Source organism: Leisingera daeponensis (assembly GCF_019801465.1).
GTDB classification, from domain to species: domain Bacteria; phylum Pseudomonadota; class Alphaproteobacteria; order Rhodobacterales; family Rhodobacteraceae; genus Leisingera; species Leisingera daeponensis_A.
On sequence record NZ_JAHVJA010000001.1, the window covers coordinates 99,473 to 124,397 of the forward strand.

At 65.5% G+C, this 24,925-nt stretch carries 24 protein-coding genes; 10 read left to right on the forward strand and 14 right to left on the reverse strand.

The window, feature by feature from the left end; genetic code table 11:
• Window positions 1-120: 120 nt before the first annotated feature.
• From pyrC to KUV26_RS00510, 3 genes are all read right to left on the reverse strand, one after another.
• A complete protein-coding gene (gene pyrC, locus KUV26_RS00500; RefSeq protein ID WP_222506980.1) occupies window positions 121-1,161 on the reverse strand; it encodes a dihydroorotase in 1,041 nt (346 codons plus the stop codon).
• A 64-nt stretch (window positions 1,162-1,225) separates the two neighbouring features.
• Window positions 1,226-2,182, reverse strand: coding sequence for a phosphoadenosine phosphosulfate reductase (locus tag KUV26_RS00505; RefSeq protein ID WP_222502188.1), 957 nt, complete (start codon window positions 2,180-2,182; stop codon window positions 1,226-1,228).
• Between the two features lie 98 nt (window positions 2,183-2,280).
• Window positions 2,281-3,357: a glycosyltransferase family 2 protein gene (locus KUV26_RS00510; RefSeq protein WP_222506981.1), complete on the reverse strand. Its 1,077-nt coding sequence runs from the start codon at window positions 3,355-3,357 to the stop codon at window positions 2,281-2,283.
• A gap of 232 nt (window positions 3,358-3,589) precedes the next feature.
• Here KUV26_RS00510 and KUV26_RS00515 point away from each other — a divergent pair, with 232 nt between their 5' ends.
• The 7 genes from KUV26_RS00515 to KUV26_RS00545 all read left to right on the forward strand — a co-directional run bounded on the left by KUV26_RS00515 (window position 3,590) and on the right by KUV26_RS00545 (window position 11,822).
• The gene (locus KUV26_RS00515) at window positions 3,590-4,507 is read left to right on the forward strand and encodes an AAA family ATPase (RefSeq protein WP_222502190.1); all 918 of its coding nucleotides are present in this window, start codon (window positions 3,590-3,592) and stop codon (window positions 4,505-4,507) included.
• Between the two features lie 58 nt (window positions 4,508-4,565).
• Entirely contained in the window at window positions 4,566-5,816 is a 1,251-nt protein-coding gene (locus tag KUV26_RS00520) for a vWA domain-containing protein (RefSeq protein ID WP_222506982.1), read from the forward strand.
• Window positions 5,817-5,891: 75 nt separating this feature from the next.
• Window positions 5,892-6,872: an XdhC family protein gene (locus tag KUV26_RS00525; protein WP_409996935.1), complete on the forward strand. Its 981-nt coding sequence runs from the start codon at window positions 5,892-5,894 to the stop codon at window positions 6,870-6,872.
• Complete coding sequence (locus KUV26_RS00530) at window positions 6,869-7,870, forward strand: molybdopterin-binding protein (RefSeq protein WP_222506983.1); 1,002 nt, start codon at window positions 6,869-6,871, stop codon at window positions 7,868-7,870. The genes KUV26_RS00525 and KUV26_RS00530 overlap by 4 nt, the downstream gene beginning before the upstream one ends.
• 163 nt (window positions 7,871-8,033) lie before the next feature.
• Window positions 8,034-8,519, forward strand: coding sequence for a (2Fe-2S)-binding protein (locus KUV26_RS00535; RefSeq protein ID WP_222502193.1), 486 nt, complete (start codon window positions 8,034-8,036; stop codon window positions 8,517-8,519).
• Between the two features lie 97 nt (window positions 8,520-8,616).
• Window positions 8,617-10,980, forward strand: coding sequence for a xanthine dehydrogenase family protein molybdopterin-binding subunit (locus KUV26_RS00540; RefSeq protein ID WP_222506984.1), 2,364 nt, complete (start codon window positions 8,617-8,619; stop codon window positions 10,978-10,980).
• A 56-nt stretch (window positions 10,981-11,036) separates the two neighbouring features.
• A complete protein-coding gene (locus tag KUV26_RS00545; RefSeq protein ID WP_222506985.1) occupies window positions 11,037-11,822 on the forward strand; it encodes an FAD binding domain-containing protein in 786 nt (261 codons plus the stop codon).
• A 76-nt stretch (window positions 11,823-11,898) separates the two neighbouring features.
• Here the strand turns inward: KUV26_RS00545 and KUV26_RS00550 are convergent, their stop codons facing one another.
• The gene (locus KUV26_RS00550; RefSeq protein ID WP_222506986.1) at window positions 11,899-13,944 is read right to left on the reverse strand and encodes an Ig-like domain-containing protein; all 2,046 of its coding nucleotides are present in this window, start codon (window positions 13,942-13,944) and stop codon (window positions 11,899-11,901) included.
• Between the two features lie 457 nt (window positions 13,945-14,401).
• Window positions 14,402-14,950, reverse strand: a complete 549-nt coding sequence (gene infC, locus KUV26_RS00555; protein WP_065269375.1) for a translation initiation factor IF-3 — start codon at window positions 14,948-14,950, stop codon at window positions 14,402-14,404.
• A gap of 369 nt (window positions 14,951-15,319) precedes the next feature.
• On the opposite strand from infC, the gene KUV26_RS00560 reads away from it, so the two are divergent.
• Complete coding sequence (locus tag KUV26_RS00560; RefSeq protein ID WP_222502197.1) at window positions 15,320-15,856, forward strand: hypothetical protein; 537 nt, start codon at window positions 15,320-15,322, stop codon at window positions 15,854-15,856.
• Window positions 15,857-15,950: 94 nt separating this feature from the next.
• On the opposite strand, the gene KUV26_RS00565 is transcribed toward KUV26_RS00560, so the two are convergent.
• The 7 genes from KUV26_RS00565 to cobA form a co-directional block, all read right to left on the reverse strand.
• Window positions 15,951-16,463 (reverse strand): hypothetical protein, encoded by a 513-nt coding sequence (locus KUV26_RS00565; RefSeq protein WP_261399693.1) that lies wholly within the window; start codon window positions 16,461-16,463, stop codon window positions 15,951-15,953.
• 135 nt (window positions 16,464-16,598) lie between these two features.
• A complete protein-coding gene (locus tag KUV26_RS00570; protein WP_222506988.1) occupies window positions 16,599-17,465 on the reverse strand; it encodes a ferredoxin--NADP reductase in 867 nt (288 codons plus the stop codon).
• A gap of 140 nt (window positions 17,466-17,605) precedes the next feature.
• Complete coding sequence (locus KUV26_RS00575) at window positions 17,606-18,001, reverse strand: DUF934 domain-containing protein (RefSeq protein WP_222502200.1); 396 nt, start codon at window positions 17,999-18,001, stop codon at window positions 17,606-17,608.
• A 5-nt stretch (window positions 18,002-18,006) separates the two neighbouring features.
• Window positions 18,007-18,768 (reverse strand): phosphoadenylyl-sulfate reductase, encoded by a 762-nt coding sequence (locus tag KUV26_RS00580; RefSeq protein ID WP_222502201.1) that lies wholly within the window; start codon window positions 18,766-18,768, stop codon window positions 18,007-18,009.
• 4 nt (window positions 18,769-18,772) lie between these two features.
• On the reverse strand, window positions 18,773-20,437 hold the full coding sequence (locus tag KUV26_RS00585; RefSeq protein WP_222506989.1) for a nitrite/sulfite reductase: 1,665 nt from the start codon (window positions 20,435-20,437) through the stop codon (window positions 18,773-18,775).
• Window positions 20,430-20,738, reverse strand: a complete 309-nt coding sequence (locus tag KUV26_RS00590; protein WP_222502203.1) for a DUF2849 domain-containing protein — start codon at window positions 20,736-20,738, stop codon at window positions 20,430-20,432. The genes KUV26_RS00585 and KUV26_RS00590 overlap by 8 nt, the downstream gene beginning before the upstream one ends.
• On the reverse strand, window positions 20,738-21,493 hold the full coding sequence (gene cobA, locus KUV26_RS00595) for a uroporphyrinogen-III C-methyltransferase (RefSeq protein ID WP_222502702.1): 756 nt from the start codon (window positions 21,491-21,493) through the stop codon (window positions 20,738-20,740). Before cobA ends, KUV26_RS00590 begins: the two co-directional genes overlap by 1 nt.
• 210 nt (window positions 21,494-21,703) lie before the next feature.
• Here cobA and KUV26_RS00600 point away from each other — a divergent pair, with 210 nt between their 5' ends.
• Window positions 21,704-22,171: an Lrp/AsnC family transcriptional regulator gene (locus KUV26_RS00600; RefSeq protein ID WP_222502204.1), complete on the forward strand. Its 468-nt coding sequence runs from the start codon at window positions 21,704-21,706 to the stop codon at window positions 22,169-22,171.
• Between the two features lie 38 nt (window positions 22,172-22,209).
• On the opposite strand, the gene KUV26_RS00605 is transcribed toward KUV26_RS00600, so the two are convergent.
• On the reverse strand, window positions 22,210-22,479 hold the full coding sequence (locus tag KUV26_RS00605; RefSeq protein ID WP_222506990.1) for a hypothetical protein: 270 nt from the start codon (window positions 22,477-22,479) through the stop codon (window positions 22,210-22,212).
• Window positions 22,480-22,611: 132 nt separating this feature from the next.
• On the opposite strand from KUV26_RS00605, the gene KUV26_RS00610 reads away from it, so the two are divergent.
• The gene (locus KUV26_RS00610; RefSeq protein ID WP_222502206.1) at window positions 22,612-23,520 is read left to right on the forward strand and encodes a LysR substrate-binding domain-containing protein; all 909 of its coding nucleotides are present in this window, start codon (window positions 22,612-22,614) and stop codon (window positions 23,518-23,520) included.
• Between the two features lie 178 nt (window positions 23,521-23,698).
• On the opposite strand, the gene KUV26_RS00615 is transcribed toward KUV26_RS00610, so the two are convergent.
• Entirely contained in the window at window positions 23,699-24,883 is a 1,185-nt protein-coding gene (locus KUV26_RS00615) for a cytochrome P450 (RefSeq protein WP_222506991.1), read from the reverse strand.
• Between the last annotated feature and the right edge of the window lie 42 nt (window positions 24,884-24,925).

Here is a 24,925-nt window from a genome sequence, read left to right on the forward strand (position 1 = left end):
TTACCGGTATAAGGCCAGTTTCAATCACTGGCAGAAATCAATGGTCCGGAGGTTGAAACGGGCCGCTGATTCCCGGCAAGGGGCAGGGGGGAGTTCTTGCCAAATGGTTAACGTGTGTTGCTATTCGGCACTCCAATAGACCGGGAAGCCCGGATCAAACACGGTGACGGGCCCGTCTCCGCTCTCGATCTTCTCCGGGAATTGCACAGGCGCATCGCCCTTGGTCAGGGTCAGCGTCCCGCCGCTCACCGGCAGGCCGTAGAACGCCGGACCGTGTTCCGAGGCAAAGCCCGCCAGTTTGTCCAGCGCGCCCTCTTCCTCGAACACATGCGCCAGCAGGGGCATGGTGTTGGTGGCGGTGAAACAGCCCGCACAGCCGCAGGCGCTTTCCTTGTTGGGATCGGTGTGCGGCGCCGAGTCGGTGCCCAGGAAGAACCGTGCATCGCCCGAGACCGCGGCGGCGCGCAGGGCCAGCCGGTGCTCTTCGCGCTTGGCGACCGGCAGGCAGTAGTAATGCGGCTTGATGCCGCCGACCAGGATGTGGTTGCGGTTGATGATCAGATGGTGCGTGGTGATCGTCGCGCCCAGATCCTTGTCCTGGCTCGCCACATACTCCGCCGCGTTTTTGGTGGTGATATGCTCCATCACCACCCGCAGGCCGGGAGTCGCCGCGCGGATCGGGTCCAGCACCCGGTCGATGAACACCGCTTCGCGGTCGAAAATGTCGATGTCATGGTCGGTGACCTCGCCGTGGGTGCACAGCGGCAGGCCGATCTCGGCCATCTTCTCCAGCACCGGGCGCACCTTGTCGAAATCGCGTACACCGGAGGCGGAGTTGGTGGTGGCGCCCGCCGGGTAGAGTTTCACCGCCTTGACCAGCCCGCTGGCATGGGCTGCGGCCACATCCGCCGGATCGGTGTCCTCGGTCAGATACAGAGTCATCAGCGGCTCGAACGCCATCCCCTCCGGCAGCGCTGCCAGAATGCGGTCGCGGTAGGCAGCGGCCTGGGCGCCGGTCACCACCGGCGGCACCAGGTTCGGCATGATGATGGCACGGCCGAAATGGCGGGCGGTTTCGGGCAGTACGGCTTCCAGCATCGCGCCATCGCGCAGGTGCAGGTGCCAGTCGTCGGGGCGGGGGATGGTCAGCGTGTCGGTCATGCGCGTGCGTTAGCACATGGCGGCTGGGAAACAAAGCGGCTGAATGCGCGTGGCCGAAGCCCGCTCAGCGTTTGTCCGGAATCCTGAATTCGCCGCTTTCGGCGCGCTTCCTCATCTCCTCCAGACGGCGCCGGAACCGCGGCGCCCGCATCCGCTCCGTCACATTGCGGCACAGAAGCGCCATCAGCACCCCGCGGTCCTCCCGCTCCAGCCGGCCCAGCAGGTTGCGCAGGAAGAAGGAGTTGTTGCGGCGCGCCCGGAACAGCTTGTAAAAGGCCGCGTCTGACAGCTTGCCGCTGCCCGCCAGCGACAGGATGTGATAGAGCATCTCCATCTCGATCAGCCGTGTCTGCACCGCGCCGCCCATGTTGGCGGCCCGCAGCCGGGTGACGTTCTTGCGGGCGAACAGCGCCGCATGCATCGCGTCCAGCCGCTCGTAGGGGTCATAGATCACAAAGGCCTGAGCCGCCGCATCCAGCATATCAGGCGCATAGCCGTAGCGGTCGGTGAACGACAGGCGCCGGTTTTCGGTGAAGCGGTCGTCCCATTCGGTCATCCGCGGGTCCAGTGTCGCTTGCGGCTGCACCGCCACCACGGTGGCCCCCGGCGATGCCACCGAATAGGCCGCCGCCGCATAGCCGCAGGGGCCTGCGCCGTAAAAGATCACATTGTCGAACTCGTCAAAGAAGCCGTCGTCAATCAGCTGGTCGAAAAAGCCGTAGATCCGCCCCTCGCGGAACCAGGTGTCGCCGTCGGAGACCACGCACATATGCGACCAGCCCAGGTTCTTCACCAGATCGAATCCCAGCGGCTGCGCCTGATCCGACAGGTTGTGGATGCCCTGCATGGTTTCAAAGGTCACCAAGAGCGTGTTGCCCTGGTCGATGAAGGTGGCAAAATGCTTGTCGCCCAGCGGTTGGAACATGCCGTGCTCTTCCGCCAGCGCCGCCATCCGGGCCTTCCACTGGGCGGGTTTCAGACCGGAGAGGTCCTCTTCCAGATTTTCGAGTCCGTCCTGCATCGCTGCCACCTTTGATACCCCCGGTACGCTTTACGGCGCTTTTGTTAATTTACACTTAGGTGACAAATAAGGCTAAAATTAGAAAAACTCAGGCCGGTTTACGGTCCGGGCGGGGTGGCCGGCGGCCTGCCGCCTTCGGCCGCCAGACCCAGCATCGCATAGCGGCGCATCTCGGCGCCTTCCGCCGCCGTCAGGGGCCGCGCTGGCGGCGTCATCATCAGCCGGGCAAACAGTGCCCGGTTCTCCTCCGCCAGCATCAGCTCCCTGAACCGCGCCTTGCGCCAGTCCACCGACGCCCTGTGCAGCCGGGCCAGCTCCGCATCCGCCATCAGCCCTGCCTGCAAAGTGCCGCGCCGGGCGGCATAGCGGTCAATCGCATGGTCCTCGCAAGCGGCATAGTTGCGCTCCACCCAGTAATCCATGCCCAGCCCGGCCTGCCGGTTCACGCGGCCGCGGTCGGCCTTCAGCACATAGCTTTCCATTGCGCCCAGCGGATAGTGGTTCAGCTGCGCCAGCTGGGTGTTCGGCCGGCCGTAATCGGAAAACAGCCGCTTGGTCTTGAAGTCCCCGCCCAGCTCGCGTCCTTCGCAGTCGAACCAGCGGAACGTTTCCAGCCGCGCCTTGTCGCGGATGCTTCGGGGCCGGTGCACACCGCATTTCCCATATGTGCCGTCGTTGCGGTAAAGCGTCTTGAACATCACAGCCCGCCAGGGCCAGTGGATCACTTCCGGCGCGCAGCGGGTGAATTGCTCGGTCACCGGTCGGTCCTCGAACGCAACCGCGCCGCCATTGCCGAACAGCCGCCAGGTCAGGGTGACGGCATCCGCCTGCGGCAGTGCCGCCAGCAGGGCCGCCACCGTGCCATCGCCGGTCTTGATGCAGGGGAACTCGTCGATATCCGCTACCAGCACCCAATCGGCGGATTTCATCTGCGGGTGCTTGTCCGCCATTTTCAGCGCCGTGAACTGGATGCCTTCAGTGCCGTAAGGCCCGCCGTTGCGCACATGCGCCAGCTGCCCCATGCCCTGTAGGCGGTCCAGCATCGCATCGGTGCCGTCCTGGCAATCGTTTGAAAACACCAGGAAATCCGTAAAGCCGGCGGCCCGGTAATGGGCCAGCCATTCCAGCAGGAACGCGCCCTCGTTGCGCACGCAGAGGATGGCCAGAACCCGCATCGTCACTCCCGCCCGCAGCGCGGTGCTGCCGGTGAAAACCGCATCTGGGATGTGTCGCTCATGCCTCGGCCTTTTACTGCTTTGCCGCCAGTCTTACCCGAAGGCCGCTGCGATACAAACCCTCCAGAACAGCGCGCGCGCCGCAGCCGGGGCCGCAGCGTCGCGCCCCGCGCGGCTTGACCGATTGGCCTGCGCATGGCCTGTTGGGCGGGTCACAGCCGGGAGGTGAGCCATGCAGGCGCAGTCGATCGAACAGGTGCAGGAACTGCTGTCGCGGCAGGGCTATGTCTGCGGCCGGGCGCTCGCCACCGTGGTGTTCCTGTCGCTGAAACTCGGCCGCCCGCTGTTCCTGGAAGGCGAGGCCGGCACCGGCAAGACAGAGATCGCCAAGGCGCTGGCCGCAGGCCTCGGCCGCCGCCTGATCCGGCTGCAATGCTACGAGGGGCTGGATGCCGCCAGCGCCGTCTATGAATGGAACTTCGCTGCTCAGATGGTGGCGATCCGCACCGCCGAAGCCGCGGGTGAGGCCGCTGGCAGCGCCGGCCGCGCCGCCCTGCAAGACGAGTTGTTCTCGCAGGACTATCTGATCGAACGCCCGCTCTTGCAGGCGATGCGCCCGGACGAGCACGGCGCCCCTGTGCTGCTGATCGACGAACTGGACCGCACCGACGAACCCTTCGAGGCTTTCCTGCTGGAGGCGCTCAGCGACTTCCAGGTGACCATCCCCGAGCTTGGCACCATCCGCGCGCCGGAACCGCCGGTTGTGATCCTCACCTCCAACCGCACGCGGGAGGTGCATGATGCGCTGAAACGCCGCTGCCTCTATCACTGGGTCGACTACCCGGACTTCACCCGCGAGGTCGAAATCCTGAACGCCCGCGCGCCCGCGGCCAGCGAACAGCTCAGCCGCGAAATCGTCGCCTTTGTGCAATCCTTGCGCACCGAGGATCTGTTCAAGAAACCCGGCGTCGCCGAAACCATCGACTGGGCCAATTGCCTGCTGGCCCTCGACGTGATCGCCCTCAGCCCGGAGGTGATCGCCGACACCCTGGGCGCCATCCTCAAATACCAGGACGACATCGCCCGCCTGCACGGTTCCGAGGCCAAGCGCATCCTCGATCAGGCCAAGGCCAGCCTGGACGCGGCCTGATGCTTCACTTTTCCCAAAATACTCCGGGGGTATGGGGGCAGCGCCCCCATGAACGGTAGTGCCTGACTTTCCGCCGCTTTCCCTGCCGGACAATCCCAAGCTGGTCCGCAACCTCACCCATTTCGCCCGTGCCCTGCGCAAGGCCGGGCTTCCGATCGGCCCGGGCCGGGTGCTGGACGCGGTGGAGGCAGTGGCCGCTGCGGGCTTCACCAGCCGTCAGGATTTCTATTGGGCGCTGCACGCCTGTTTCGTCACCAAGCCGAAGCAGCGCACTGTCTTTGCCCAGGTCTTCCGCCTGTTCTGGCGCGATCCCAGATACCTTGAGCAGATGATGGCCGCGATGCTGCCGGCGATCCGCGGCGTGCAGCAGGACCGCCCCGCAAAGCCCGCCGAAAAACGCGCCGCCGAGGCGCTGCTTGACGGCATGCTGGAGCAGCCGGACCTCCCGGAAACGGAGCCGGAAGGTACCGAGATTGAGATAGACGCCTCCCGCACCATGTCGGCTGAGGAACGGCTGAGGACGCTGGATTTCGAACAGATGAGCACTGCGGAGATTGCCGCCGCCAAGCGTGTGCTTGCCCAACTGAAGCTGCCGGTGACACCCATCCAGTCCCGCCGCCTGATGGCAGCGCCGCGGGGGCACCGTGCGGATTGGCGCCGCACTTTGCGCAATGCCGCACGCCAGGGCGGCGATCTTCAAGCCATCGCCCGCGCCAAGCGCCGCATCCGCTGGCCCAATCTGGTGGTGCTCTGCGACATCTCCGGCTCGATGAGCCAGTACAGCCGCATCATCCTGCATTTCCTGCACGCCGCCGCCAATGCAAAGGGGCAGGGCTGGGCGCGGGTGCACGGCTTCACCTTCGGCACCCGCCTGACCAACATCACCCGACATCTGGCGCAGCGCGACGTGGACGCAGCACTGGCCGCCGCGGGGGCAGAGGCGCAGGACTGGGAGGGCGGCACCCGGATCGGCGATTGCCTGCATGCCTTCAACCGCGACTGGTCGCGGCGCGTCATGGGGCAGGGCGCGGTGGTGCTCTTGATCACCGACGGGCTGGACCGCGGCGGTCCCGAAGACCTCGCACGGGAAATGCAGCGCCTGCAGCTGTCCTCACGCCGCCTGATCTGGCTGAACCCGCTGCTGCGCTGGGAGGGGTTCGCCCCCAAGGCCACCGGCATCTGCGCCATGCTGCCCTATACCGACAGTTTCCGCGCCGGCCACTCCATCGCCTCGCTGCAGGATCTGGCGCAGGTGATCTCCAGCCCCTCCGACGCGGGTGAGAAGGCCCGGCTGATGGCACTGCTCTAGCCGCCGCCGCTTGCAATCCGGGGGGCAAGTGCCGATTTTGTCAGCAAACACCACCGGAACCCGGAAGGCCCGCCGATGCAGACCATGCCCCCCTTTGAACACGCCCCCGAAACCGCGCTGGAGTGGCACGCGGCCGGCACCGGCGCGGCGCTGGCCACCGTGGTGCAGACCTGGGGTTCCGCCCCGCGCCGCACCGGCGCGCAGCTGGTGGTGTCCGGCGAGGGGCAGATCGAGGGTTCAGTCTCCGGCGGCTGTGTCGAGGGTGCGGTGGTAGTGGAGGCGCTCGAAGCCTTGCAGGACGGCCGACACCGGCTGCTGGAATTCGGCGTCAGCGACGAGGACGCCTTTGCCGTCGGCCTGGCCTGCGGCGGCACCATCAAGGTGCTGGTGGAGCCGGTCGGTTCCGCGCTGCCTGCGGAACTGCTGGAAGAGCTGGTGGCCGCCCGTACCAGCCGTACCCCCGCGGCCTATGAAGTGAACCTCGCAACCGGCGCCCGGCGGCTCGCCCGCGCAGAGTATCCGGACCGTATGCGTATGGACCGCTCCGGGCTGGAAGACGACGGAGAGACCTTTGTGGCGGTCCACAACCCGCCTTTGCGGCTGGTCTGCGTCGGTGCGGTCCACATCACCCAGGCGCTGGTGCCGATGGCGCGGATTGCCGGCTATGACCCGGTGATCATCGACCCGCGCGCGGCTTTTGCCGCGCCGGAGCGTTTCCCCGGCGAGACCCTGATGGACGACTGGCCGGACGAAGCCGTCGAAAAGCTCGGCCTCGATACCCGCACCGCTCTGGTGCTGCTGACCCATGACCCCAAACTGGACGACCCGGCACTGCAGGCGGCGCTGGCCGCAGAGGTGTTTTACATCGGTGCGCTGGGCAGCAAGAAGACCCACGCCGCCCGCATCGCCCGCATGCAGGAGGCCGGGTTCACAACGGAACAGATCAACCGCATCCACGGCCCGGTCGGCCTGGACATAGGCGCCGCCAGCCCGGCGGAAATCGCCGTCTCTATCCTCGCGGAAATGACCGCCGTGCTGCGCGGCAAGCAGCCATGAGGTTCGGTGCAATTCCCCTGCAGGACGCCGAAGGCGCAATCCTTGCGCACTCCCTGCAAGGGGCCGGCCGCAAGGTGGCGAAGGGCACGGTGCTGCGGCCCGAAGACCTCGCAGCCCTGGCCGCCGCCGGCCATGAAGTGCTGACCGTTGCCCGGCTCGACCCCGCGGACATGCACGAGGACGCCGCCGCCGAAGCTCTGGCACAGGCGCTGGTGCCGGATCCGTCCGCGCAGGGCATCCGGATTTCCGGCGCCGGCACGGGGCGGGTGAACCTCTATGCCGCCCGCGCCGGGCTGGTGCGGCTGGACCGGGGCAGGCTGGAGGCGGTCAACGCGGTGGACCCGATGATCACCGTCGCCACCGTGCCGGACTATCACCGCGCCGATGCGGACGGGATGCTGGCAACGATCAAGATCATTTCCTACGGCGTGCCCGCCGACGCCATCCGCCGCGCCAGCGCGGGGGCAGGGGATGCGATCCGGGTGCTGCCGCCGGTCCTGTCCTCCGCCACGCTGATCGAAACGGCGGTCACGGAAGACACCCCTCCGGACAAGGGACGTGCCGCCATGGCGGGCCGCCTGCACCGGATGGGGATAACGCTTTCGCCGCGGGTGGTGGTGCCGCACCGCGAGGCGGAACTGGCCGAAGCCGTCGCAAACGCACCTGGGCAGCTGGTGCTGATCCTCACCGGTTCCGCCACCTCCGACCCTCACGACGTGGCGCCCCAGGGGCTGCGGCAGGCAGGCGGCACGGTGACCCGTTTCGGCATGCCCGTCGATCCCGGCAACCTGCTGTTTCTGGGCGCATTGCGTGGCAAGCCGGTGATCGGCCTGCCGGGCTGCGCCCGCTCCCCGGCGCTCAATGGCGCAGACTGGGTGCTGGAGCGGGTGATCTGCGGCATTCCCGTCCGCTCCGCCGATATTGCCGCAATGGGCGTCGGCGGGCTGCTGAAAGAGATTCCCACCCGGCCGATGCCGCGGCGCGACGCTGAAGGGTGATGCCGCGCCGCAGCGCGTGATTGATGACGCAAGGTCACAACCATAGGTAAGCGCTTCTGACGGGAAATTTCCCCACCGCGACCCTGTTAAAACACTTCGCGGATTGCGGTCTCCGTGTTTAACTCTCCCCAGCCAGACAAAAATCAAGCTTAGGGAGGGTACTATGGCCAAGGTCTCAATGACCGTGAACGGCAAGGCTGCCAGCGGCGAGGTCGAAGGGCGCACGCTGCTGTCATCATTCCTGCGCGACACGCTAAGGCTGACCGGCACCCATGTGGGCTGCGACACCAGCCAGTGCGGCGCCTGCGTGGTGCATGTGGACGGCAAAGCGGTGAAATCCTGCACCATGCTGGCGCTGGAAGCCGAAGGCGCCGAGGTCGCCACCATCGAGGGGCAGGCCAACGCCGACGGTTCTCTGAACGTGATCCAGCAGGCCTTCCAGGACCACCACGGACTGCAATGCGGCTTCTGCACGCCGGGCATGGTGATGTCGGCCGCAGCGCTCCTGAAGGACAACCCCAAGCCCAGCGAGCAGGAAGTCCGCGACTACCTCGAGGGCAACCTGTGCCGCTGCACCGGTTACCACAACATCGTCAAGGCGATCATGGCGGCCTCGGGCCAGGATGTCTCCTCCATTGCGGCGGAGTGAAATGACGACCCCAGGCCGGACCGCGGCCTGAGCTGAACAAGGAGAAGTTGACCAAGAGGTGCGCCACGGCAGCACCCTCCAGGGAGGAAGACCAGACATGCCCAAGGATAACGGCATCGGCGCCAGCCCCAAGCGGCGCGAGGACGTGCGGTTCCTGACAGGAGCCGGGAACTATACCGACGACATCAACGTGAACGGCCAGGCATACGTGCATTTCCTGCGCGCGGATGTGGCCCATGCAACCATCAATTCCATCGATACATCCGCGGCTGAGACAATGCCCGGCGTGGTGAAGATCTTCACCGGCGCCGATTTTGCCGAAGTGGGCGGCATCCCCTGCGGCTGGGGTGTGACCGACCGCCACGGCAACCCGCAGCAGGAGCCGCGCCACCCGATCATCGCGCATGATACCATCCGCCATGTGGGCGAAATCGTTGCCGCGGTGGTGGCCGACACGCTGGAACAGGCCCGCGACGCCGCCGAGGCCATCGACCTCGACCTGAGCGACAAACCAGCGGTGGTGGACATGACCAAGGCGCTGGCGGACGGCAGCCCCAAGGTGCATGAGGATCTGAGTTCAAACCTCTGTTATGACTGGGTGTTCGGCAATCCGGATGACGACGCGGTGCAGGCGGCCTTTGACAGTGCCGCCCATGTGACAACACTGGAACTGGTCAACAACCGCCTGGTTGCCAACCCGATGGAGCCGCGCGTGGCCATCGGCGATTACAGCCGCGGAACGGATGAATACACGCTCCACACCACCAGCCAGAACCCGCACGTGATCCGCCTGCTGATGTGCGCCTTTGTGCTGGGCCTGCCGGAGCACAAGGTGCGGGTGATCGCGCCGGATGTGGGCGGCGGCTTCGGCTCCAAGATCTTCCACTACGCCGAGGAAGCCTTCTGCACCTTCGCCGCCAAGGCCTGCGGCCGGGCAGTGAAATGGACCTCGACCCGGGCAGAGGCGTTCATCTCCGACGCCCATGGCCGCGACCACGTGACCAAGATCGAATTGGCGCTGGATGCAGACAACAATTTCACCGCGCTGCGCACCAATACGATGGCCAATATGGGTGCGTATCTGTCGACGTTTTCGACCTCGGTGCCCAGCTACCTGCATGGCACCCTGATGGCGGGGAACTACAAGACGCCGATCGTGCAGGTGAACGTCAAGACTGTGTTCACCAACACCGTGCCGGTGGATGCCTACCGCGGTGCCGGCCGGCCGGAGGCGACCTATCAGCTGGAGCGCGTGATCGACAAGGCCGCGCGCGAGCTGGACGCCGATCCGATTGCGCTGCGGCGTCAGAACTTCATCACCGAGTTTCCCTATGAAACCCCGGTGGCGCTGACCTATGACACCGGCGATTACGTGGCGACCATGGACAAGCTGGAACAAGTCGCCGATTTGGCAGGCTTTGCCGCCCGCCGCGCCGAGAGCGAGAAGAACGGCAAGCTGCGCGGTTTTGGCGTCAACTGCTATATCGAGGCCTGCGGAATTGCGCCTTCCAACATCGTGGGCATGCTGGGCGCGCGTGCCGGGCTTTATGACGCGGCCACTGTGCGGGTGAACGCGACTGGCACCATCAGCGTCTTTGTCGGGGCGCATAGCCACGGGCAGGGGCATGAAACCTCCTTTCCGCAGGTGGTGGCGGATATGATCGGCATCGACGAGGGCATGGTCGATATCGTGCATGGCGATACCGGGCGGGTTCCGTTCGGCATGGGCACCTACGGCTCGCGCTCCATCGCGGTCTGCGGCTCGGCCATGGTGCGGGCGACCGAGAAGATCATCGCCAAGGCCAAGAAGATCGCCGCCCATCTGATGGAGGCCTCGGATGCTGACATTGAGCTGAAGGACGGCCAGTTCACCGTCGCGGGCACCGACAAATCAGTGGCCTGGGGCGATGTCTGCCTGACGGCTTACGTCCCTCACAACTACCCGCTGGAGGAGCTGGAGCCGGGGCTGGAGGAAACCGCGTTTTATGACCCGGCGAACTTCACCTATCCGGCCGGCGCCTATGCCTGCGAAGTGGAGGTGGACCCGGACACCGGCAAGGTCACCATCGAACGGTTCTCGGCGGCGGATGACTTCGGCAATATCATCAACCCGATGATCGTCGACGGCCAGGTCCACGGCGGGCTGGGGCAGGGCATTGGCCAGGCGCTGCTGGAGAATGCGGCCTATGACGAGGATGGCCAGCTCTTGTCGGCCTCCTACATGGATTACGCGATGCCGCGGGCGGATGATGTGCCGTTCTACCAGGTGGACCATTCCTGCCAGACGCCCTGCACCCACAACCCGCTGGGGGTGAAGGGCTGCGGCGAGGCCGGCGCCATCGGGTCGCCGCCTGCGGTGGTCAACGCGGTGATCGACGCGCTGCAGTCGGGCGGCAAGAACGTCACCCATATTGACATGCCGCTGTCGCCGCCGCGGGTCTGGGCGGCGATGAACGGGTAAGGGTTCATGGGGGCGCTGCCCCCATACCCCCGGAGTATTTTCGGAAAGGATACGAAATGTATGAATTCGAATTCGTGAAACCCGCGACCGTGGCGGAGGCGGTAGCCGCGCTGGCGGAGGAGGACGCGCAGGCGCTGGGCGGCGGGCAGACACTGATCCCGACCCTGAAGCAGCGGCTGGCTATGCCGTCGAAACTGGTCTCCCTCACCGGCATTCCGCAGCTGAAGGAGATCGGCGACAATGACGGCGTGCTGACCATCGGCGGTGCCGTCACCCATGCCGCGGTGGCAGAGGCTGCGGCGGACAGCTATCCGGCGCTGGCGGATCTGGCCAGCCATATCGGCGACCCGGCGGTCAGGAACCGCGGCACCATCGGCGGCTCGCTTGCCAACAACGACCCGGCGGCCTGTTATCCGGCGGCGGCGCTGGGCAGCGGCGCCACCATCGTCACCAACAGGCGCGAGATCACCGCCGATGAGTACTTCCGCGGCCTGTTCGAGACGGCGCTGGAGGAGGGCGAGATCATCACCGCGGTGCGTTTCCCGGTGCCGGAAAAAGCCAACTACCAGAAGTTCCTGCAGCCGGCCTCGCGCTTTGCGCTGGTCGGCGTCTTTGTTGCGAAATACGCCGCGGGGGTGCGGGTGGCTGTGACCGGTGCCTCGGAGGAGGGCGTGTTCCGTTGGCGCGAGGCCGAGGCGGCGCTGGACGCCAGTTTTGCGCCGGATGCGCTGGACGGCCACAGCGTCGATGCGGCCGGTATGATCGGCGATCTGCACGGCACCCGGGAATACCGCGCCCATCTGGTCAAAGTGATGGCCAAACGCGCGGTTGCCGCCGCCTGACTGCGGCGTCAGCCGGACGGAAATCCAGCGCGCAAGGAAAGCCTTGCGCGCTGCCGTGTTCCGGAAGGCCGGGCGGTCAGACGAAGATGACGTCGCTGCCGTCGGTGCCGTTGATGTTGGTCATCGCTGTCAGGGTTTCATCCGCAATGCCGTCATTGTCGGTGTCGAAAGTTGCCGTTGCGGTGACGACATTGTTCGCCGTGTGGCTGTTGTCGAGCATCAGCAGCAAGCTATCCAGGTCGAAGGCGCCGCCGCCGAGCGGGTTCAAGTCCGTTTCGTCGAACAGAACCGGCCCGCCGTTCACCGACAATGCGAAGCTGATCAGGTCCGCCGGGAAGATCGGCGAGTCGGCGAAGACATCGCCCAGGGCGGCCGCATTGGCCACGACCTCGGAACCGCCGGTGTTGTCGATGGTATCCAGTGTGGCCTGGTTGGCGCCGCCAAATCCAACTGCGGTAATGCTGACGTTGCTGGCGTTCAGCGAAGTCACCTCATCGCCGAAGACAAAAGCATCGGGAATTGGCCGGTTCGGCTCCCCATCAGAGGTGAACAGCATGAAATTGTCTTCAGCCGCCTTTCCGCTGAAGAAGGCATCGGCAAGCTGCAGCGCTGCCTCGTAGTTTGTGAACCCGCCGAGCTGTGGTGAGAGCGGGGTTCCTCCGGTGATGTCGTCCAGCGTTGGCGAAAACAGATCGAAGGTGTTCTGCTGCGCGTTGAGCGAAAATTGCACCAGCTGCACGGTGACCGTGGCGGCAGAGCCGGTGTAAGCGGTGCGCAAATCGTCAATGGTATCCTGCACCGCAATCAGCTGCTGGGTGTATTCGCTGCTGCTGATCGAGCCGGAGCCATCGATGACAAAGGACACGTTCACATTCTGGCTGACGGCACCGGCGCCGATATCGACGCTGACAAAGCTGCTGTCGTTGAAGGTTCTGTCCTCGGTGCTGAGCGTCAGGCTGAGGGCCTGGCCGTTGCCGCCGGTCGCATCGTCGGTATTGGTCTCCACCAGCGGGTCGATCACATTGACCGTGACATTGGCCGGATTGCTGGTGGCGCCTTCGACGTCATCCACGGTGTAGACGAAGGTATCCGCCAGAGAGTCGTCGATGAGGTCGCCGCCGATGTCCTGAGCAGTGTATTTCAGCTCGCCGCTGTCATTGGCCGCGGTGCCGGAGGCGCCGGAGAACATCACCGTCGACGGATCGATCGCGCTGTCCACATCGGTGTCGTTGGCCAGCACCACGAAGTTGTCCATATCGTTGGATTCGATGAAGAACGGGCCGTCGTCCTCGGCCTTGGGCGCATCGTTCACGCCGACAATCTTGATGCAGATATTGGCCCAGTCGGTGCCGCCGTTGCCGTCGCTGATCTGGTACTTCAGTTCAACGGTGTCCATCTCGCCTTCGGCTAGGTCCTGGAAGTTGTCCTTGGGATTGAAGGTGAACGTGCCGTCCGCTTCCACCTTTACCTTGCCCTCGCGGCCGCCGTCGGTGGTCACGGCAAAGTAGGCGCCCACCGTGCCGCCGCTGATGTCGGTCACCGTCAGCGGATCGCCGTCCGGATCGCTGTCATTGTCCAGAATATTGATGGTCTTCTTGGTGTCCTCATCGGTGGTCAGGTGATCCTTGTTGGCCACCGGAGTGCCCTGCGATGAGCCGACGATCTTCAGCGAGTCCTCGCGCTCGCCCTCGGGACCGACCGAGGTGTAGCGCACCCCGAAGCGCACGTTGTCGAGCAGCGAAATGTCCAGATCAAGGCTGTCGTGCTTCAGAACGAACATGGTGCTGTCGATGTCGTCCTTGCCGATGCCCTGGGTGCCGAATTCCACCCCGGCGTCAAACCCGTTGCCCTTCTTGGTGATCGCGCCGTTCAGATTGGCGCCATTGCCCAGATCCTTGACCTTGTCGGTCTTGAACTGGGAATCCGTTACATCCGCGCCCATCACGCTGAGACCGTCAAGGAACCCCTGATCATCTAGGCCAAGGTCAAAGAACAGCCCGCGCAGATCGGCCTGCTGCAGGCTTTCGTCGGCATCGACCGAAATTTTCAGCGCGGTTTTCCCGTCCACAATGATTTCGCTGATGGTGATTTTGGTGTCGACTTCACCGGGAATAATAAACATCTGAGATTGTGCCATAGCAGGCTTCCCCCATGTACTGGTCAAGAACAAAGCCCTCTGCCCCGGCGGGGCAGCGGACCGGCTGCACTGGAGAAGAGGGAACGCACACCCCGGACTTTGGACAAATGAGGATGCATTGCGGCCAGCGGCCGGCGTGCGGTCAGCTCAAAAGCTGCGGAAACACGATGAAATCAGATGCAATCCCGGTCCAAAGGCCCCCCTTCCGGCTGCGCCGAAGGCGTCATGGAGCTGTGTGGAACTGCCATCAATCCCGGCGGCGGCTGGAACGGTTCCGCAACCAGTGTGCGCCTTTCTTGCAGAGTCGCACGGCGGGACTGTATGCGGGCAGGCGTTTTTCCGCAAGCTGGCGGCTGCTGGCTGGGCGGGGGTCCGCCGATGGCATGAAAAAGCCCCGCAGCGGCGGCTGCGGGGCGGTGTCTTTCACGATCGGCGCTGCGGCTTATTTCTTGGCCAGCGGGCCGATCATCATGATCATCTGGCGGCCTTCCATCTTCGGCATGTTTTCGACCTTGCCGATTTCCTTGACGTCCTCGGCGACCCGTTCCAGCAGCTCACGGCCGAGGTTCTGGTGCGCCATCTCGCGGCCGCGGAAGCGCAGGGTGACCTTCACCTTGTCGCCGTGTTCCAGGAACTTGACGACATTGCGCATCTTCACATCGTAGTCATGGGTGTCCGTGTTGGGACGGAACTTGACCTCTTTGACCTCGATGATCTTCTGCTTCTTGCGGGCTTCGCTCTCGCGCTTCTGCTGTTCGTATTTGAACTTGCCGAAGTCCATGATCTTGCACACGGGCGGGTTGGCATTGGGCGAGATTTCCACCAGATCAAGTCCGGCCTCTGCCGCCATGTCCATGGCCTTCGCCGGGTGCACAACCCCGACGTTCTCGCCATCGGCGCCGATCAGGCGGATTTCGGGGGCGCGGATTTTTTCGTTGACGCGCGGGCCGGTGTCACGTTGCGGCGGCGCGTTATGAGGTCTGCGGGCTATGACTGCGATCCTTCTGTCATTGCAAAAAGTGCGGGAACGCTACTGCCCCCGCGCGTGTGATTCAAGCGTTATGGGCGGTATGGCGGCAGGAAAGCCTCTTTTCAAGGCCGCATGTTGCAAATGGCCCTGAAAACGGCTGCCGGGGCGGTGCGGGGGCGGGCAGAACCGGCGGCGCAACAGTTTGAAAAGGCTGGATTGCGGCGGTGTTCCGCCAGTTTGGCGCGGAATGGCGTTCCTCCGCCGCCCGTGACGAAGATGTGGTAAACTTCCCCCTTGAGCTGTGCCGGTTGCATCGCCATCTGGCGGGGCAGATGCCGCAGCAGGAGCGGCCCCGGCCTGTGACGGGCCGGCAAGAGTGAGGAGAGATCTATGAAACAGTTGTTGATCGTGCTGGGACTGGGCGCCGCCGCGGTGGTGGCCTATCTGCTGGTGAGCGGCCAGGACGTGCAGGAACCGGCCCCGGCTGAGGCGCCGGCGGTGCAGGAAGAGCAGAGCAGCACCGCGCCGGTAACCTCGGAAGAGCCGGAAGCGGCTGCGGAAGAGGCGGCTCAGGACGCGGCCGAGGCGGTGGAAGAAGCCATTGAATCCGGCGCCGAAGCGGCCGGCGAGGCGGTGGAGGCCGTGCAGGATGCGGTGAATCAGGCCGCCGGTGCGGTTTCGGAAGCTGTGGACGATGCGCTTGAAGGCGCGTCCGAGGCGGCTGGAGACTCCGGCGGCACCGCGGTCGATGCCGCTGCCACTGCGATGGACAACGCCGCCGATGCAGCGGCCGGCGCGGCTGACGCCACCCAGGACGCCGCCACCGAGACGCTGGACAGCGCCACCACCACCGCAGAGGAACTGCTGAACCAGAGCGGTGCCGGTGCAACCGGTGCAACGGACGAGGCCGCCACCGCAGGCGAGTGACCGGGCCCGCTGGATGTGCGGACAAACAAAGGGCGGCCGGGATTTCCCGGCCGCCTTTTCTTCGGGCTGAGGGCTGAACGGGGCGGCCGCGCCGTCAGTTCGGCCGGGCCTGCGCTTGCTGGGCGAGGCGTGCCATATGATCCAGGGGCGCCTCGGCGGCGGCCTGCGCCGCGGGCGGCTCCGGCACCAGGAACGCCAGGAAGCTTTCCCAGCCGCCGCTGGCGCCGCCCTGCTTGCGGGCGCGCTGGATCTGCAGTTGCGCCACCGCGATCAGATCCAAAGTCCGGCCGCCGTCGTAATCCCTGCCGGACAGGCCTGAGAGATGGCTGCGGAAGCGCTCGCCCATCGAATTCAGCAGCAGCATCGGCGCTGTCATCGGGTGGCCGGCCTGCACCAGCGCGTCGAACATCCGGTCAATGTCCTGCGGCGCCATGGCGCGGGCGTCGAAGCGCGCCTTGATGGCGGCAATCTTTTCCGGGATCGACGGTTGCACCTGATCCGGGCGGTTCTGGAAGCTGGCCAGCGCCGCGTTGACACGGGCCTTGCCGGCTTCGCTGCGGACGGACTGGAAGACGGGGGTATGCCCGGGGGCCGTTTCGTTGTGCATCTGGTGCTGCTCCATTCTGGATCTCAGCCACAGAATTACGGAATCATCCCCAACAAATGATAAACGGGAGGCGGCAGCCTCCCGTCAAAACCGTGTCGAAAATGGGGCCGCCCGCAGGGCCAGCCCTGCGCCGGATCAGTCCAGGAACGCCTTTTCCACCACGAAATGCGCGGGCTTGGAGTTGGCGCCCTCTTCAAGCCCGTAGGTGTTCTCGAAGAGATCCTTGAGCTCGAGGTTGAAGGCCAGGTTGCCGCAGATCATCGCGCGGTCGCTGTCCGGGTTCAGCGGCGGCACACCGAGGTCGGCAAACGCCTCGCCGGAACGCATCAGGTCGGTGATGCGGCCCATCTTGGCGCTCTCCTCGCGGGTGGTGGTCGGGTAGTATTTGATCTTCTTCCAGAAGTCTTCGCCGATCACCTCGTTCAGCAGCTCGTCGTCCTTGAGGCTCTCGATCAGCTCGCGGCCATAGGATAGCTCGCCTGCTTCGCGGCAGGTGTGGGTGATGATGACCTCGTCGAATTTCTCATAGGTTTCCGGCTCGCGCAGCAGCGAGGCGAAGGGGGCAAAGCCGGTGCCGGTGGCAAAGAACCAGATCCGCTTGCCCGGAACCAGCGCGTCATGCACCAGGGTGCCGACCGGTTTCGGGCGCAGGATGATCTCGTCGCCTTCCTGGATGTGCTGCAGCTTGGAGGTCAGCGGGCCGTCCTGCACCTTGATCGAGTAGAACTCCATTTCCTCGTCCCAGGAGGGGGAGGCGATGGAGTAGGCGCGCAGCAGCGGCTTCTGCTTGCCGGTCTTGGGGTCCGGATCGTTCATCAGGCCGATCATCACGAACTCGCCGGAGCGGAAGCGCAGGGAGGCAGGCCGGGTGCAGCGGAAGGAGAACAGCCGGTCGGTCCAGTGTTTCACCTGGGTCACGGTTTGGGCGTCGGGCAGCGCCGGAACGGCCTTGGCCGGTTTCGGGTCGGTTGCGGTGTCGGTCACGGCGGTCATCTCATTCATCGGTTACTCTGCCGGAGGAGAAGCCGGCACCTCTGATTAGTCTTTGATACAGGTCAGGAAAACCCCCTGTTTTGCGAAACCGGCCCCGCGCGGGATGCAACGGAACCGGTCTCAGGGAGCGTCCCGGGTTCGGGGCTGGCTCAGCGGGCAGCGGTGCTGCCGCGCAGGCGGGCCTGGTAGCTGTGGGCCTTCCAGTTGGCGCGGGCCAGCCACTGGTCCTCGGGCTGGCGGGCGGCGAGCTCGTCGCTCAGCTCCACCTCGTCAAAGCCGGAGCGCCGCGCCATGGCGTACTGATCGGCGATCACATGGCCGAAGGCGCGCAGGCGGCCCTCAAAGCCTTTCAGCCGCAGCTGGCGGGCCAGGGTGAAGCCGCGGCCGTCGGCAAAGCTGGGGAATTGCACCCGCACCAGCTCCACGCCGTCCAGCGACACGTCGTTCAGATTGGCGTCCGAGGCCAGCTCCAGCACGTTGGCGCCGTCAAAGCCGCCGGTCCAGTCATCGGCAGCAAAGCCGGTGTCGGTCACGATAACAGTCATCTCACTCACGCTCCTGTGCGTACGAATTGGCCGTCCACCACGTGGATGCCGCATTCTTCCTTGTTTTCCCCGCGCCACCGGCCGGCGCGCGGGTCTTCGCCTTCCTTGACCGGGCTGGTGCAGGGCGCGCAGCCGATCGACGGGTAGCCCTTGGCCACCAGCGGATGGCGGGGCAGGCGGTTTTCATCCATATAGGCGCGCACGTCCTCGGGCGCCCAGTGGGCCAGCGGGTTGATCTTGAGCCGCCCGGTGCCGTCTTCGACCTCGAAGAACTCCAGCGCCGCGCGCGATCCCGACTGGAACCGCTTGCGGCCGGTGATCCAGCCGTCATAGTCCGCCAGCGCCTTTTGCAGCGGCACGGTTTTCCGCAGGGTGCAGCAGGCATCCTTGTCGCTGAACTTCAAGGCCCCGTAGGGGTCCTTCTCGGCGATATCGTCGGCGCGGATGATGCGCACATTGCGCAGGCCCAGCCGCTCGCTCACCTCCTGCTGATAGATCAGCGTCTCGGTGAACAGCAGTTCGGTGTCCACGAACACAACCGGCGTCATCGGGTCGATGACCGCGGCCATATGCAGGAGCACCACGGATTCCGCGCCGAAAGAGGAGACCAGGGCGATGTGCCCCGCGTCCCGCAATGCGCCCTCCATCACCGAGGTGGCCGAATGGTGGCGGAAGCGCGCGTTGAGCGCCTCCGCCTTGGCGGCCAGCTCCCGGTCCCGGAGAAGCTCGGCTTCCCCGGCGGGCTTGTTTCCGGCTGAATGGAACATCAGATCAGGCGACCTTTTTCTGAGCCTCGGGATACAGTGCTGCCTTGAACGGCTCCATGCCGATCCGGCGGTAGGTTTCGAGGAAGGTTTCCTCGGCGCTTTCACGCTGGGCCATGTAGACCTCGACAATCCGTTCCACGGCCGGAACAATCTCGTCATAGGCAAAGCCGGGGCCGGTGCGGGTGCCGATGGCAGCCGTCTCGGTGGCGTCGCCGCCCAGGGTGATCTGGTAGTTCTCGACGCCGGCGCGGTCCAGGCCCAGGATGCCGATATGGGCAACGTGGTGGTGGCCGCAGGCGTTGATGCAGCCCGAGATCTTGATCTGCAGATGGCCGATGTCGTGCTCCATCTTCAGCTCGTCAAAGCGGGTTGCGATCTCCTGTGCGACCGGGATCGAGCGGGCGGTCGCCAGCGCGCAGTAGTCCATGCCCGGGCAGGCGATGATGTCCGAGATCAGGCCGATGTTGGCGGTGGCCAGGCCATGCGCCTTCAGCGTGGCGTGGATCGCCGGCAGGTCGTTCTTGTGGACATGCGGCAGGATCACGTTCTGCTGGTGGCTGATGCGCAGCTCGCCATAGGCGTACTGCTCGGCCAGGTCGGCCATCACCCGCATCTGCTCAGCGGTTGCGTCGCCCGGGGTCTGGCCATGTGCCTTGATCGAGATGGTGGCAATGGCGTGGCCCTCGGCGCGGTGCGCGTGCAGGTTGGTGTCGGCCCAGGCGCGGAACACCGGGTCGTTTGCATAGGCCGCATCGAACGCATCGGTCGGGGCGGAACGGAACTCCGGCGCCCGGAAATGCGTCTTGATCTCTTCCAGCAACTGCTGATCGGTGCCGTCGTACTGGCCGCGGATCGCCATGAAGGCTTCCTCGGTCATCGCGCGGTAGGTGTCGATGCCGTTCTCGGAAACGGTGATCTTGATGCGCGCCTTGTATTTGTTGTCGCGGCGGCCCAGCACGTTGTAGACGGTCAGAACCGACTCCAGGTAGGGCAGCAGATCCGCCTGCGGCAGGAACTCGCGCAGTACCTGGCCGATCATCGGGGTGCGGCCCAGGCCGCCGCCGACGATGACCTTGAAGCCCACCTTGCCGTCCTGCTCCACCACCTGCAGGCCCACGTCATGCGCCTTGATCACGGCGCGGTCGGCGCTGCTGCCGGTGATGGCGATCTTGAACTTGCGGCCCAGGAACTGGAATTCCGGGTGGTCGGTCGACCACTGGCGGATCAGCTCGGCATAGGGGCGGGGATCGGTCAGCTCATCCGCAGCGGCGCCGGCGAAATGGTCGGCGGTGGTGTTGCGGATGGTGTTGCCCGAGGTCTGGATGGCGTGCAGCCCGACCTCACCCAGCGCGTCCAGCATGTCCGGCAGGTCGCGCAGCTTGGGCCAGTTGTACTGGATGTTCTGGCGGGTGGTGAAATGGCCGTAGCCCTTGTCCCACTTCTCGGCCAGCAGCGCGAGGGTGCGCATCTGGTTCGGGTTCAGGGTGCCGTAGGGGATCGCGACCCGCAGCATGTAGGCATGCAGCTGCAGGTAAACACCGTTCATCAGGCGTAGCGGCTTGAACTCGTCCTCGGTGAGGGAGCCGTCGATGCGGCGCTCGACCTGGGCGCGGAACTGGGCGTTGCGTTCGGCCAGGAAGGCTTCGTCGAATTCGTTGTACTTATACATTGGCTTCAGCCTCCTGTTTGCCGTGGAAGTAGTTGGAGGGGCCGGTGCGGCGGAATTCCTCGCGGAAATGGGTCGGCTCGGGGCCGTTCGGGCCGGCCTTGGCGTCGGCCAGATAGGCGCCGACGATCTTGATGTTCTGCTTCTCCGCCTCGATCAGGCGCAGCTGGGCTTCCGCCTCGTCGGTGATCAGCTCGGCCTCGGACAGGTTCCGGGTCCAGCTGCCGTCAGCGGTGAAATAGATCACGTCGCCCTCGAGCAGGTCGTTGGCGGTGATGACTTTGGGCGTAAAGGCGCGGGCCATTATGCAAGCTCCGTTTTGAGATCGTTCAGGGCTGCCGCCGCCTGGCGCGGGGCAAGACCCAGGAATGTGAGGGCAGGGCCGCCGAAACCGGCCGCATCCAGGTCGGCGGGCAGGCGGTCCAGCGTTGTTTCCAGCACCCGCTGATCGGGGCGCGAGGCGTTTTCGATGATGGTCACCGGAGTCGCGCGGTCGGCGCCATGCATGATCAGGCGGCCCTGCACGAAGCGGGCGGATTTCTTGCCCATGTAAACCGCAGCAACCTCGCCCGGGCGCGCCAGCGCGGCCCAGTCGTGATCGGCAAAGCCGCTCATCGCGTGACCGGTCAGGAACCGGACCGAAGTATTGCGGCCGCGCTGCGTCAGGCTCTGGCCGATGGCGGCGACGGCTGCGGAGGCGGCGGTGATGCCGGGAATAATGCTATAGGCGATGCCGGCTTGCTCGCAGGCGGTCAGCTCCTCGTCCAGGCGGGCAAAGATCGCCGGGTCGCCCCCCTTCAGCCGCAGCACCTTTTTGCCCTGCTTGGCCAGTTCGACCAGACGGGCGTTGATGTCCGCCTGGCTGACCTGGGCGCCGAAACCTTCCTTGCCGGCGTCTTCCAGCACCGCCTGCGGGCCCGCCAGCGCCAGGATTTCCGCGCTGACCAGGCGGTCGTGCAAAATCACGTCCGCGGTCTGCAGCGCGCGCAGGGCTTTCAGGGTCAGAAGCTCTGCATCGCCGGGGCCGGAGCCTGCAAAGGTCACCTGGCCCGCAACCATACAGTCCATGCCGCCACGGACGTGAGTGGTGGCATTGGCAGCATGTGTCGATGGTGCGGACATTCCTGTACCCTCTGCAGTGTGTTTGACTTGCGGTTAGATATAGGAAATATTCCCGGTATTGCGCTATATGGGCGCGGAAATAAGAACATTGGTTTTGCCGCGGCGGGACATCGGGCCGATTGGTCCTCACAAAAGGAGAAAACAGGAATGACGGTGCGGATCGACGGCACGGACCGGAAAATTCTGGCTGAGCTGCAGCGCGACGCCAGCCAGTCGCTGGATGAAATTGCCCGCCGGGTCGGGTCCTCCAAGACCCCGGTGTGGAATCGCATCCGCAAGCTGAAGGAGGCCGGGGTGATCGGCCAGCAGACGGTGCTGCTGGACCCGGAGGCGCTGGGGTTCGAGGCCTGTTTCTTCGTGCTCATCCGCACCTCGGAGCATGAGGCGGAATGGCAGGCCAAGTTCCTGCAAGCCTTGCGCGAACGCCCGGAGGTGCAGGAGGCGCACCGGCTGGCGGGCGACATTGACTATATCCTGAAAGTCCGGGTGCAGAACGCGCGCGCCTATGACGTGTTTTACCAGGCGCTGATCTCAGAGGTGAAGGTGCACAACGTCACCGCGCTGCTGTCGATGGAGGAGATCAAGTCGACCACCATGCTGCCGCTGGGCAGCTGAGGCCGCGCGGCCGGCGGTCTGCCGGCCGTTCCTTTCCGTCACAGCGGCGGGCGCAGCAGCAGATGCCGGCCGTCTTTCAGCCGCCAGGGGGATGCGTCCCCGGCAAAGGCGGCCCGTGCCACTCCAATATCGGCCAGCAGGTGCGGCGAAATCTGGTTCAGCCGCTCCAGTTCGCACAGCGGCACGTGCACCATGGCCTGTTCCTCTGCGGCCTGTTCCTCCGCGGATCGAGGCTCAGCTTTGCTTGGCCCAGGGCGGCCAGTAATCCACTGCAGGAAAACGTGGGCAAAGGGTGCGGGGGGCTGCATGCCCGTTTTTCTGGTTTCTGCAAACAAGGCGTCTACTCCATTCCGGCCCTCGAGGAATAGGGCCGGCGGGGGCTTGCGCGCAAACCAGTTATTCTCCACCTTGGATCAGGAAAGCTGATCCAAGGTGATGGTATGCGCCTGCCGCCCCTCAACGCTCTGCGCGCCTTCGAGGCCGCCGCCCGCCATCAGGGGTTCATTGCCGCTGCGGACGAACTGTTCGTCACGCGCGGCGCCATCAGCCGTCAGGTGAAGATCCTGGAGGAGCACATCGGCGTGCTGCTGTTCCACCGTAATGCCCGCGGGGTGGAGCTGACAACGGCGGGGCAGCGGCTTTACCCGGTGCTGACCGAGGCCTTCGCAAAGATGCTGCGCGAGGTGGAGCGGGTCGCCGCGGATGCGTCGGAGCTGCGGGTGATCTGCCCGCCGACGCTGTCGATCCGCTGGCTGCTGCCGCAGCTGGAGCAGTTCCGCGCCGCGCATCCGGAAATCAAGCTGAGGCTGACCACGGATTTTTACAGCTACAAAGGGTTTGAGGTTGCGGAATACGACCTCGGCATTTCCCTGCAGAACCGGCCCGGGCGGCCGCCGGACATCGAGGTGCTGCCGCTGTTCGAAATGGTGCTGGCCCCGGCCTGCGCGCCGTCGCTGCTGCCGGCGCTGGCGGATGGCCCGGCGGCACTGGCGGGCCAGCGGCTGCTGCATGAAAGCCCGCGCCGCGCCGACTGGGCGGCATGGGTGCAGCATTTCGGGGTGGAGCAGGTGGACGCCGGCAGCGGCGAGGTGTTCCCGAATCTCGACATGGCCACCCGCGCGGCGGTGATGGGGGCGGGGGTGGTGATGGCGGATCTGGCCCTGTGCCGGGAGGAACTGGCCCGTGGCGACCTGGTGCTGCCGTTCCCGGGCATGACCTGCGGCACCCCGGACGGCGCCTATGCGCTGATCGGCGAGCGGCAGAAATGGAACGACCCCAAGGTGGCCGCGTTCCGGGACTGGCTGCTGGACGGCCCCTGCATGTCGGCCCTGTCGGCTCTGCCGGAGTGACGTTGCGGCGAACGCAGGAGGGAAGAAGGGGGCGCTGTCCCCTCGGCGCCGGCGCGCCTCACCCCCGGAGTATTTGGCCAAAGGTGAATTAGGGGCGCCGCGCCGCGTCAGCGGCGCCCGGCCCAACCGCGCCAGGGGATCTTTGATCCCTGCCGCGCGGGCGGGAGCACCCCGGTTCTCAGGTGCGGGTGACAATCAGCCGCGTGAGCCCGTGGAAGTGGTACGTGTTGGAGTATTCCGGCGCGGCTGCCAGTTTCAGGCCCGGGCAGCGCTCGAACAGAACCGGCAGGGCGATCTGCATTTCCAGCCGCGCCAGCGGCGCGCCGACGCAGAAGTGCAGGCCGCCGCCGAAGCTCTTGTTCACCTTGGGCGGCCGGGCCGGGTCGAAACGGTGCGGATCGTCCAGCGCCTTCGGGTCGCGGTTGGCGGCGCCCAAAAGCAGCGCCACCTGGTCCCCGCGCCGGAAGGTGTGGCCGAAGACCTCCGCCTCCTCATAGGCGTAGCGGGTGAACATGTGCAGCGGCGGGTCGAAGCGGAGGATTTCCTCCACCAGCCCCTCGATGCCCTCCGGCGCCAGCCAGTCCGGTTGCCAGCCCTGCTGCAGCATCGTTTTCACGCCGTTGCCGAGCGAATGCACCGTGGCCTCGTGGCCTGCGTTCAGCAGCAGGATGCAGGTGCCGATCAGTTCATCAGTGGACAGGGCGTCGCCTTCCTCCTCCGCCGCGATCAGCCGGGTGATCAGGTCCTCGCGGGGATCGCTGCGGCGCTCCTCTATGTAGCCGCGCAGGAAGTCCGTGAATTCCTGCGACGCCTGCGCCGCGGCATGTTCGGTCGCCCCGGTGCGCGCCGCCTGATACATCGCCACCATCCTGTGCGACCAGTCCAGCAGCTGCGGCGCCATGTCCTCCGGCACGCCCAGCAGGCGGCAGATGGCAATGACCGGAACCTGGGTGCAATAGGCGTCCAGCAGGTCGAAGGGCCGGTCCGGGAAGGCATCGATCAGCTGGTGGCACAGGTCCCTGATGCCCGGTTCCAGCGCTGCGATCCCGCGCGAGGTGAAGGCGCGCATCACCAGCTTGCGCAAGCGGGTGTGGCGGGGCGGTTCGGCATCCAGCATCGAATGCGCTTCCGCAGCCAGGAACGGAGCAAGATGGGCGGGCGCCTCGGTGCGCAGCTCCTGCGGCACCTCACGGCCGAAGCGGCGGTCGCGCAGCAGCATGTGCACGGCGGAATGGCCGAAGGCGGCAACCATGCCGTAGTCCTGCCAGCGGTGCAGCTGGCCTGCGGCCTGGGCGGCGGCATAGAAGGGGTAGGGGTCCTGCACAAAGGCTGGATCGGTGGGGGATTGGATCAAGGTCTTCATATGCCGGTTGTTGCCGTTGCATCTGGCCAATGCAAGGGCCGC

What these genes read in the sequence shown, in the direction of transcription:
- cobA (WP_222502702.1), bottom strand. Translation starts at nt 21,493, where the DNA reads ATGGTTGCGGGCCAGGTGACCTTTGCAGGCTCCGGCCCCGGCGATGCA.
- pyrC (WP_222506980.1), bottom strand. Translation starts at nt 1,161, where the DNA reads ATGACCGACACGCTGACCATCCCCCGCCCCGACGACTGGCACCTGCAC.
- KUV26_RS00575 (WP_222502200.1), bottom strand. Translation starts at nt 18,001, where the DNA reads ATGACTGTTATCGTGACCGACACCGGCTTTGCTGCCGATGACTGGACC.
- KUV26_RS00525 (WP_409996935.1), top strand. Translation starts at nt 5,892, where the DNA reads ATGCAGACCATGCCCCCCTTTGAACACGCCCCCGAAACCGCGCTGGAG.
- KUV26_RS00565 (WP_261399693.1), bottom strand. Translation starts at nt 16,463, where the DNA reads ATGCACAACGAAACGGCCCCCGGGCATACCCCCGTCTTCCAGTCCGTC.
- KUV26_RS00610 (WP_222502206.1), top strand. Translation starts at nt 22,612, where the DNA reads ATGCGCCTGCCGCCCCTCAACGCTCTGCGCGCCTTCGAGGCCGCCGCC.
- KUV26_RS00535 (WP_222502193.1), top strand. Translation starts at nt 8,034, where the DNA reads ATGGCCAAGGTCTCAATGACCGTGAACGGCAAGGCTGCCAGCGGCGAG.
- KUV26_RS00510 (WP_222506981.1), bottom strand. Translation starts at nt 3,357, where the DNA reads ATGCGGGTTCTGGCCATCCTCTGCGTGCGCAACGAGGGCGCGTTCCTG.
- KUV26_RS00570 (WP_222506988.1), bottom strand. Translation starts at nt 17,465, where the DNA reads ATGAATGAGATGACCGCCGTGACCGACACCGCAACCGACCCGAAACCG.
- KUV26_RS00585 (WP_222506989.1), bottom strand. Translation starts at nt 20,437, where the DNA reads ATGTATAAGTACAACGAATTCGACGAAGCCTTCCTGGCCGAACGCAAC.
- KUV26_RS00560 (WP_222502197.1), top strand. Translation starts at nt 15,320, where the DNA reads ATGAAACAGTTGTTGATCGTGCTGGGACTGGGCGCCGCCGCGGTGGTG.
- KUV26_RS00600 (WP_222502204.1), top strand. Translation starts at nt 21,704, where the DNA reads ATGACGGTGCGGATCGACGGCACGGACCGGAAAATTCTGGCTGAGCTG.
- KUV26_RS00530 (WP_222506983.1), top strand. Translation starts at nt 6,869, where the DNA reads ATGAGGTTCGGTGCAATTCCCCTGCAGGACGCCGAAGGCGCAATCCTT.
- KUV26_RS00615 (WP_222506991.1), bottom strand. Translation starts at nt 24,883, where the DNA reads ATGAAGACCTTGATCCAATCCCCCACCGATCCAGCCTTTGTGCAGGAC.
- KUV26_RS00540 (WP_222506984.1), top strand. Translation starts at nt 8,617, where the DNA reads ATGCCCAAGGATAACGGCATCGGCGCCAGCCCCAAGCGGCGCGAGGAC.
- KUV26_RS00550 (WP_222506986.1), bottom strand. Translation starts at nt 13,944, where the DNA reads ATGTTTATTATTCCCGGTGAAGTCGACACCAAAATCACCATCAGCGAA.
- KUV26_RS00515 (WP_222502190.1), top strand. Translation starts at nt 3,590, where the DNA reads ATGCAGGCGCAGTCGATCGAACAGGTGCAGGAACTGCTGTCGCGGCAG.
- KUV26_RS00590 (WP_222502203.1), bottom strand. Translation starts at nt 20,738, where the DNA reads ATGGCCCGCGCCTTTACGCCCAAAGTCATCACCGCCAACGACCTGCTC.
- KUV26_RS00505 (WP_222502188.1), bottom strand. Translation starts at nt 2,182, where the DNA reads ATGCAGGACGGACTCGAAAATCTGGAAGAGGACCTCTCCGGTCTGAAA.
- KUV26_RS00545 (WP_222506985.1), top strand. Translation starts at nt 11,037, where the DNA reads ATGTATGAATTCGAATTCGTGAAACCCGCGACCGTGGCGGAGGCGGTA.
- KUV26_RS00605 (WP_222506990.1), bottom strand. Translation starts at nt 22,479, where the DNA reads ATGCAGCCCCCCGCACCCTTTGCCCACGTTTTCCTGCAGTGGATTACT.
- KUV26_RS00580 (WP_222502201.1), bottom strand. Translation starts at nt 18,768, where the DNA reads ATGTTCCATTCAGCCGGAAACAAGCCCGCCGGGGAAGCCGAGCTTCTC.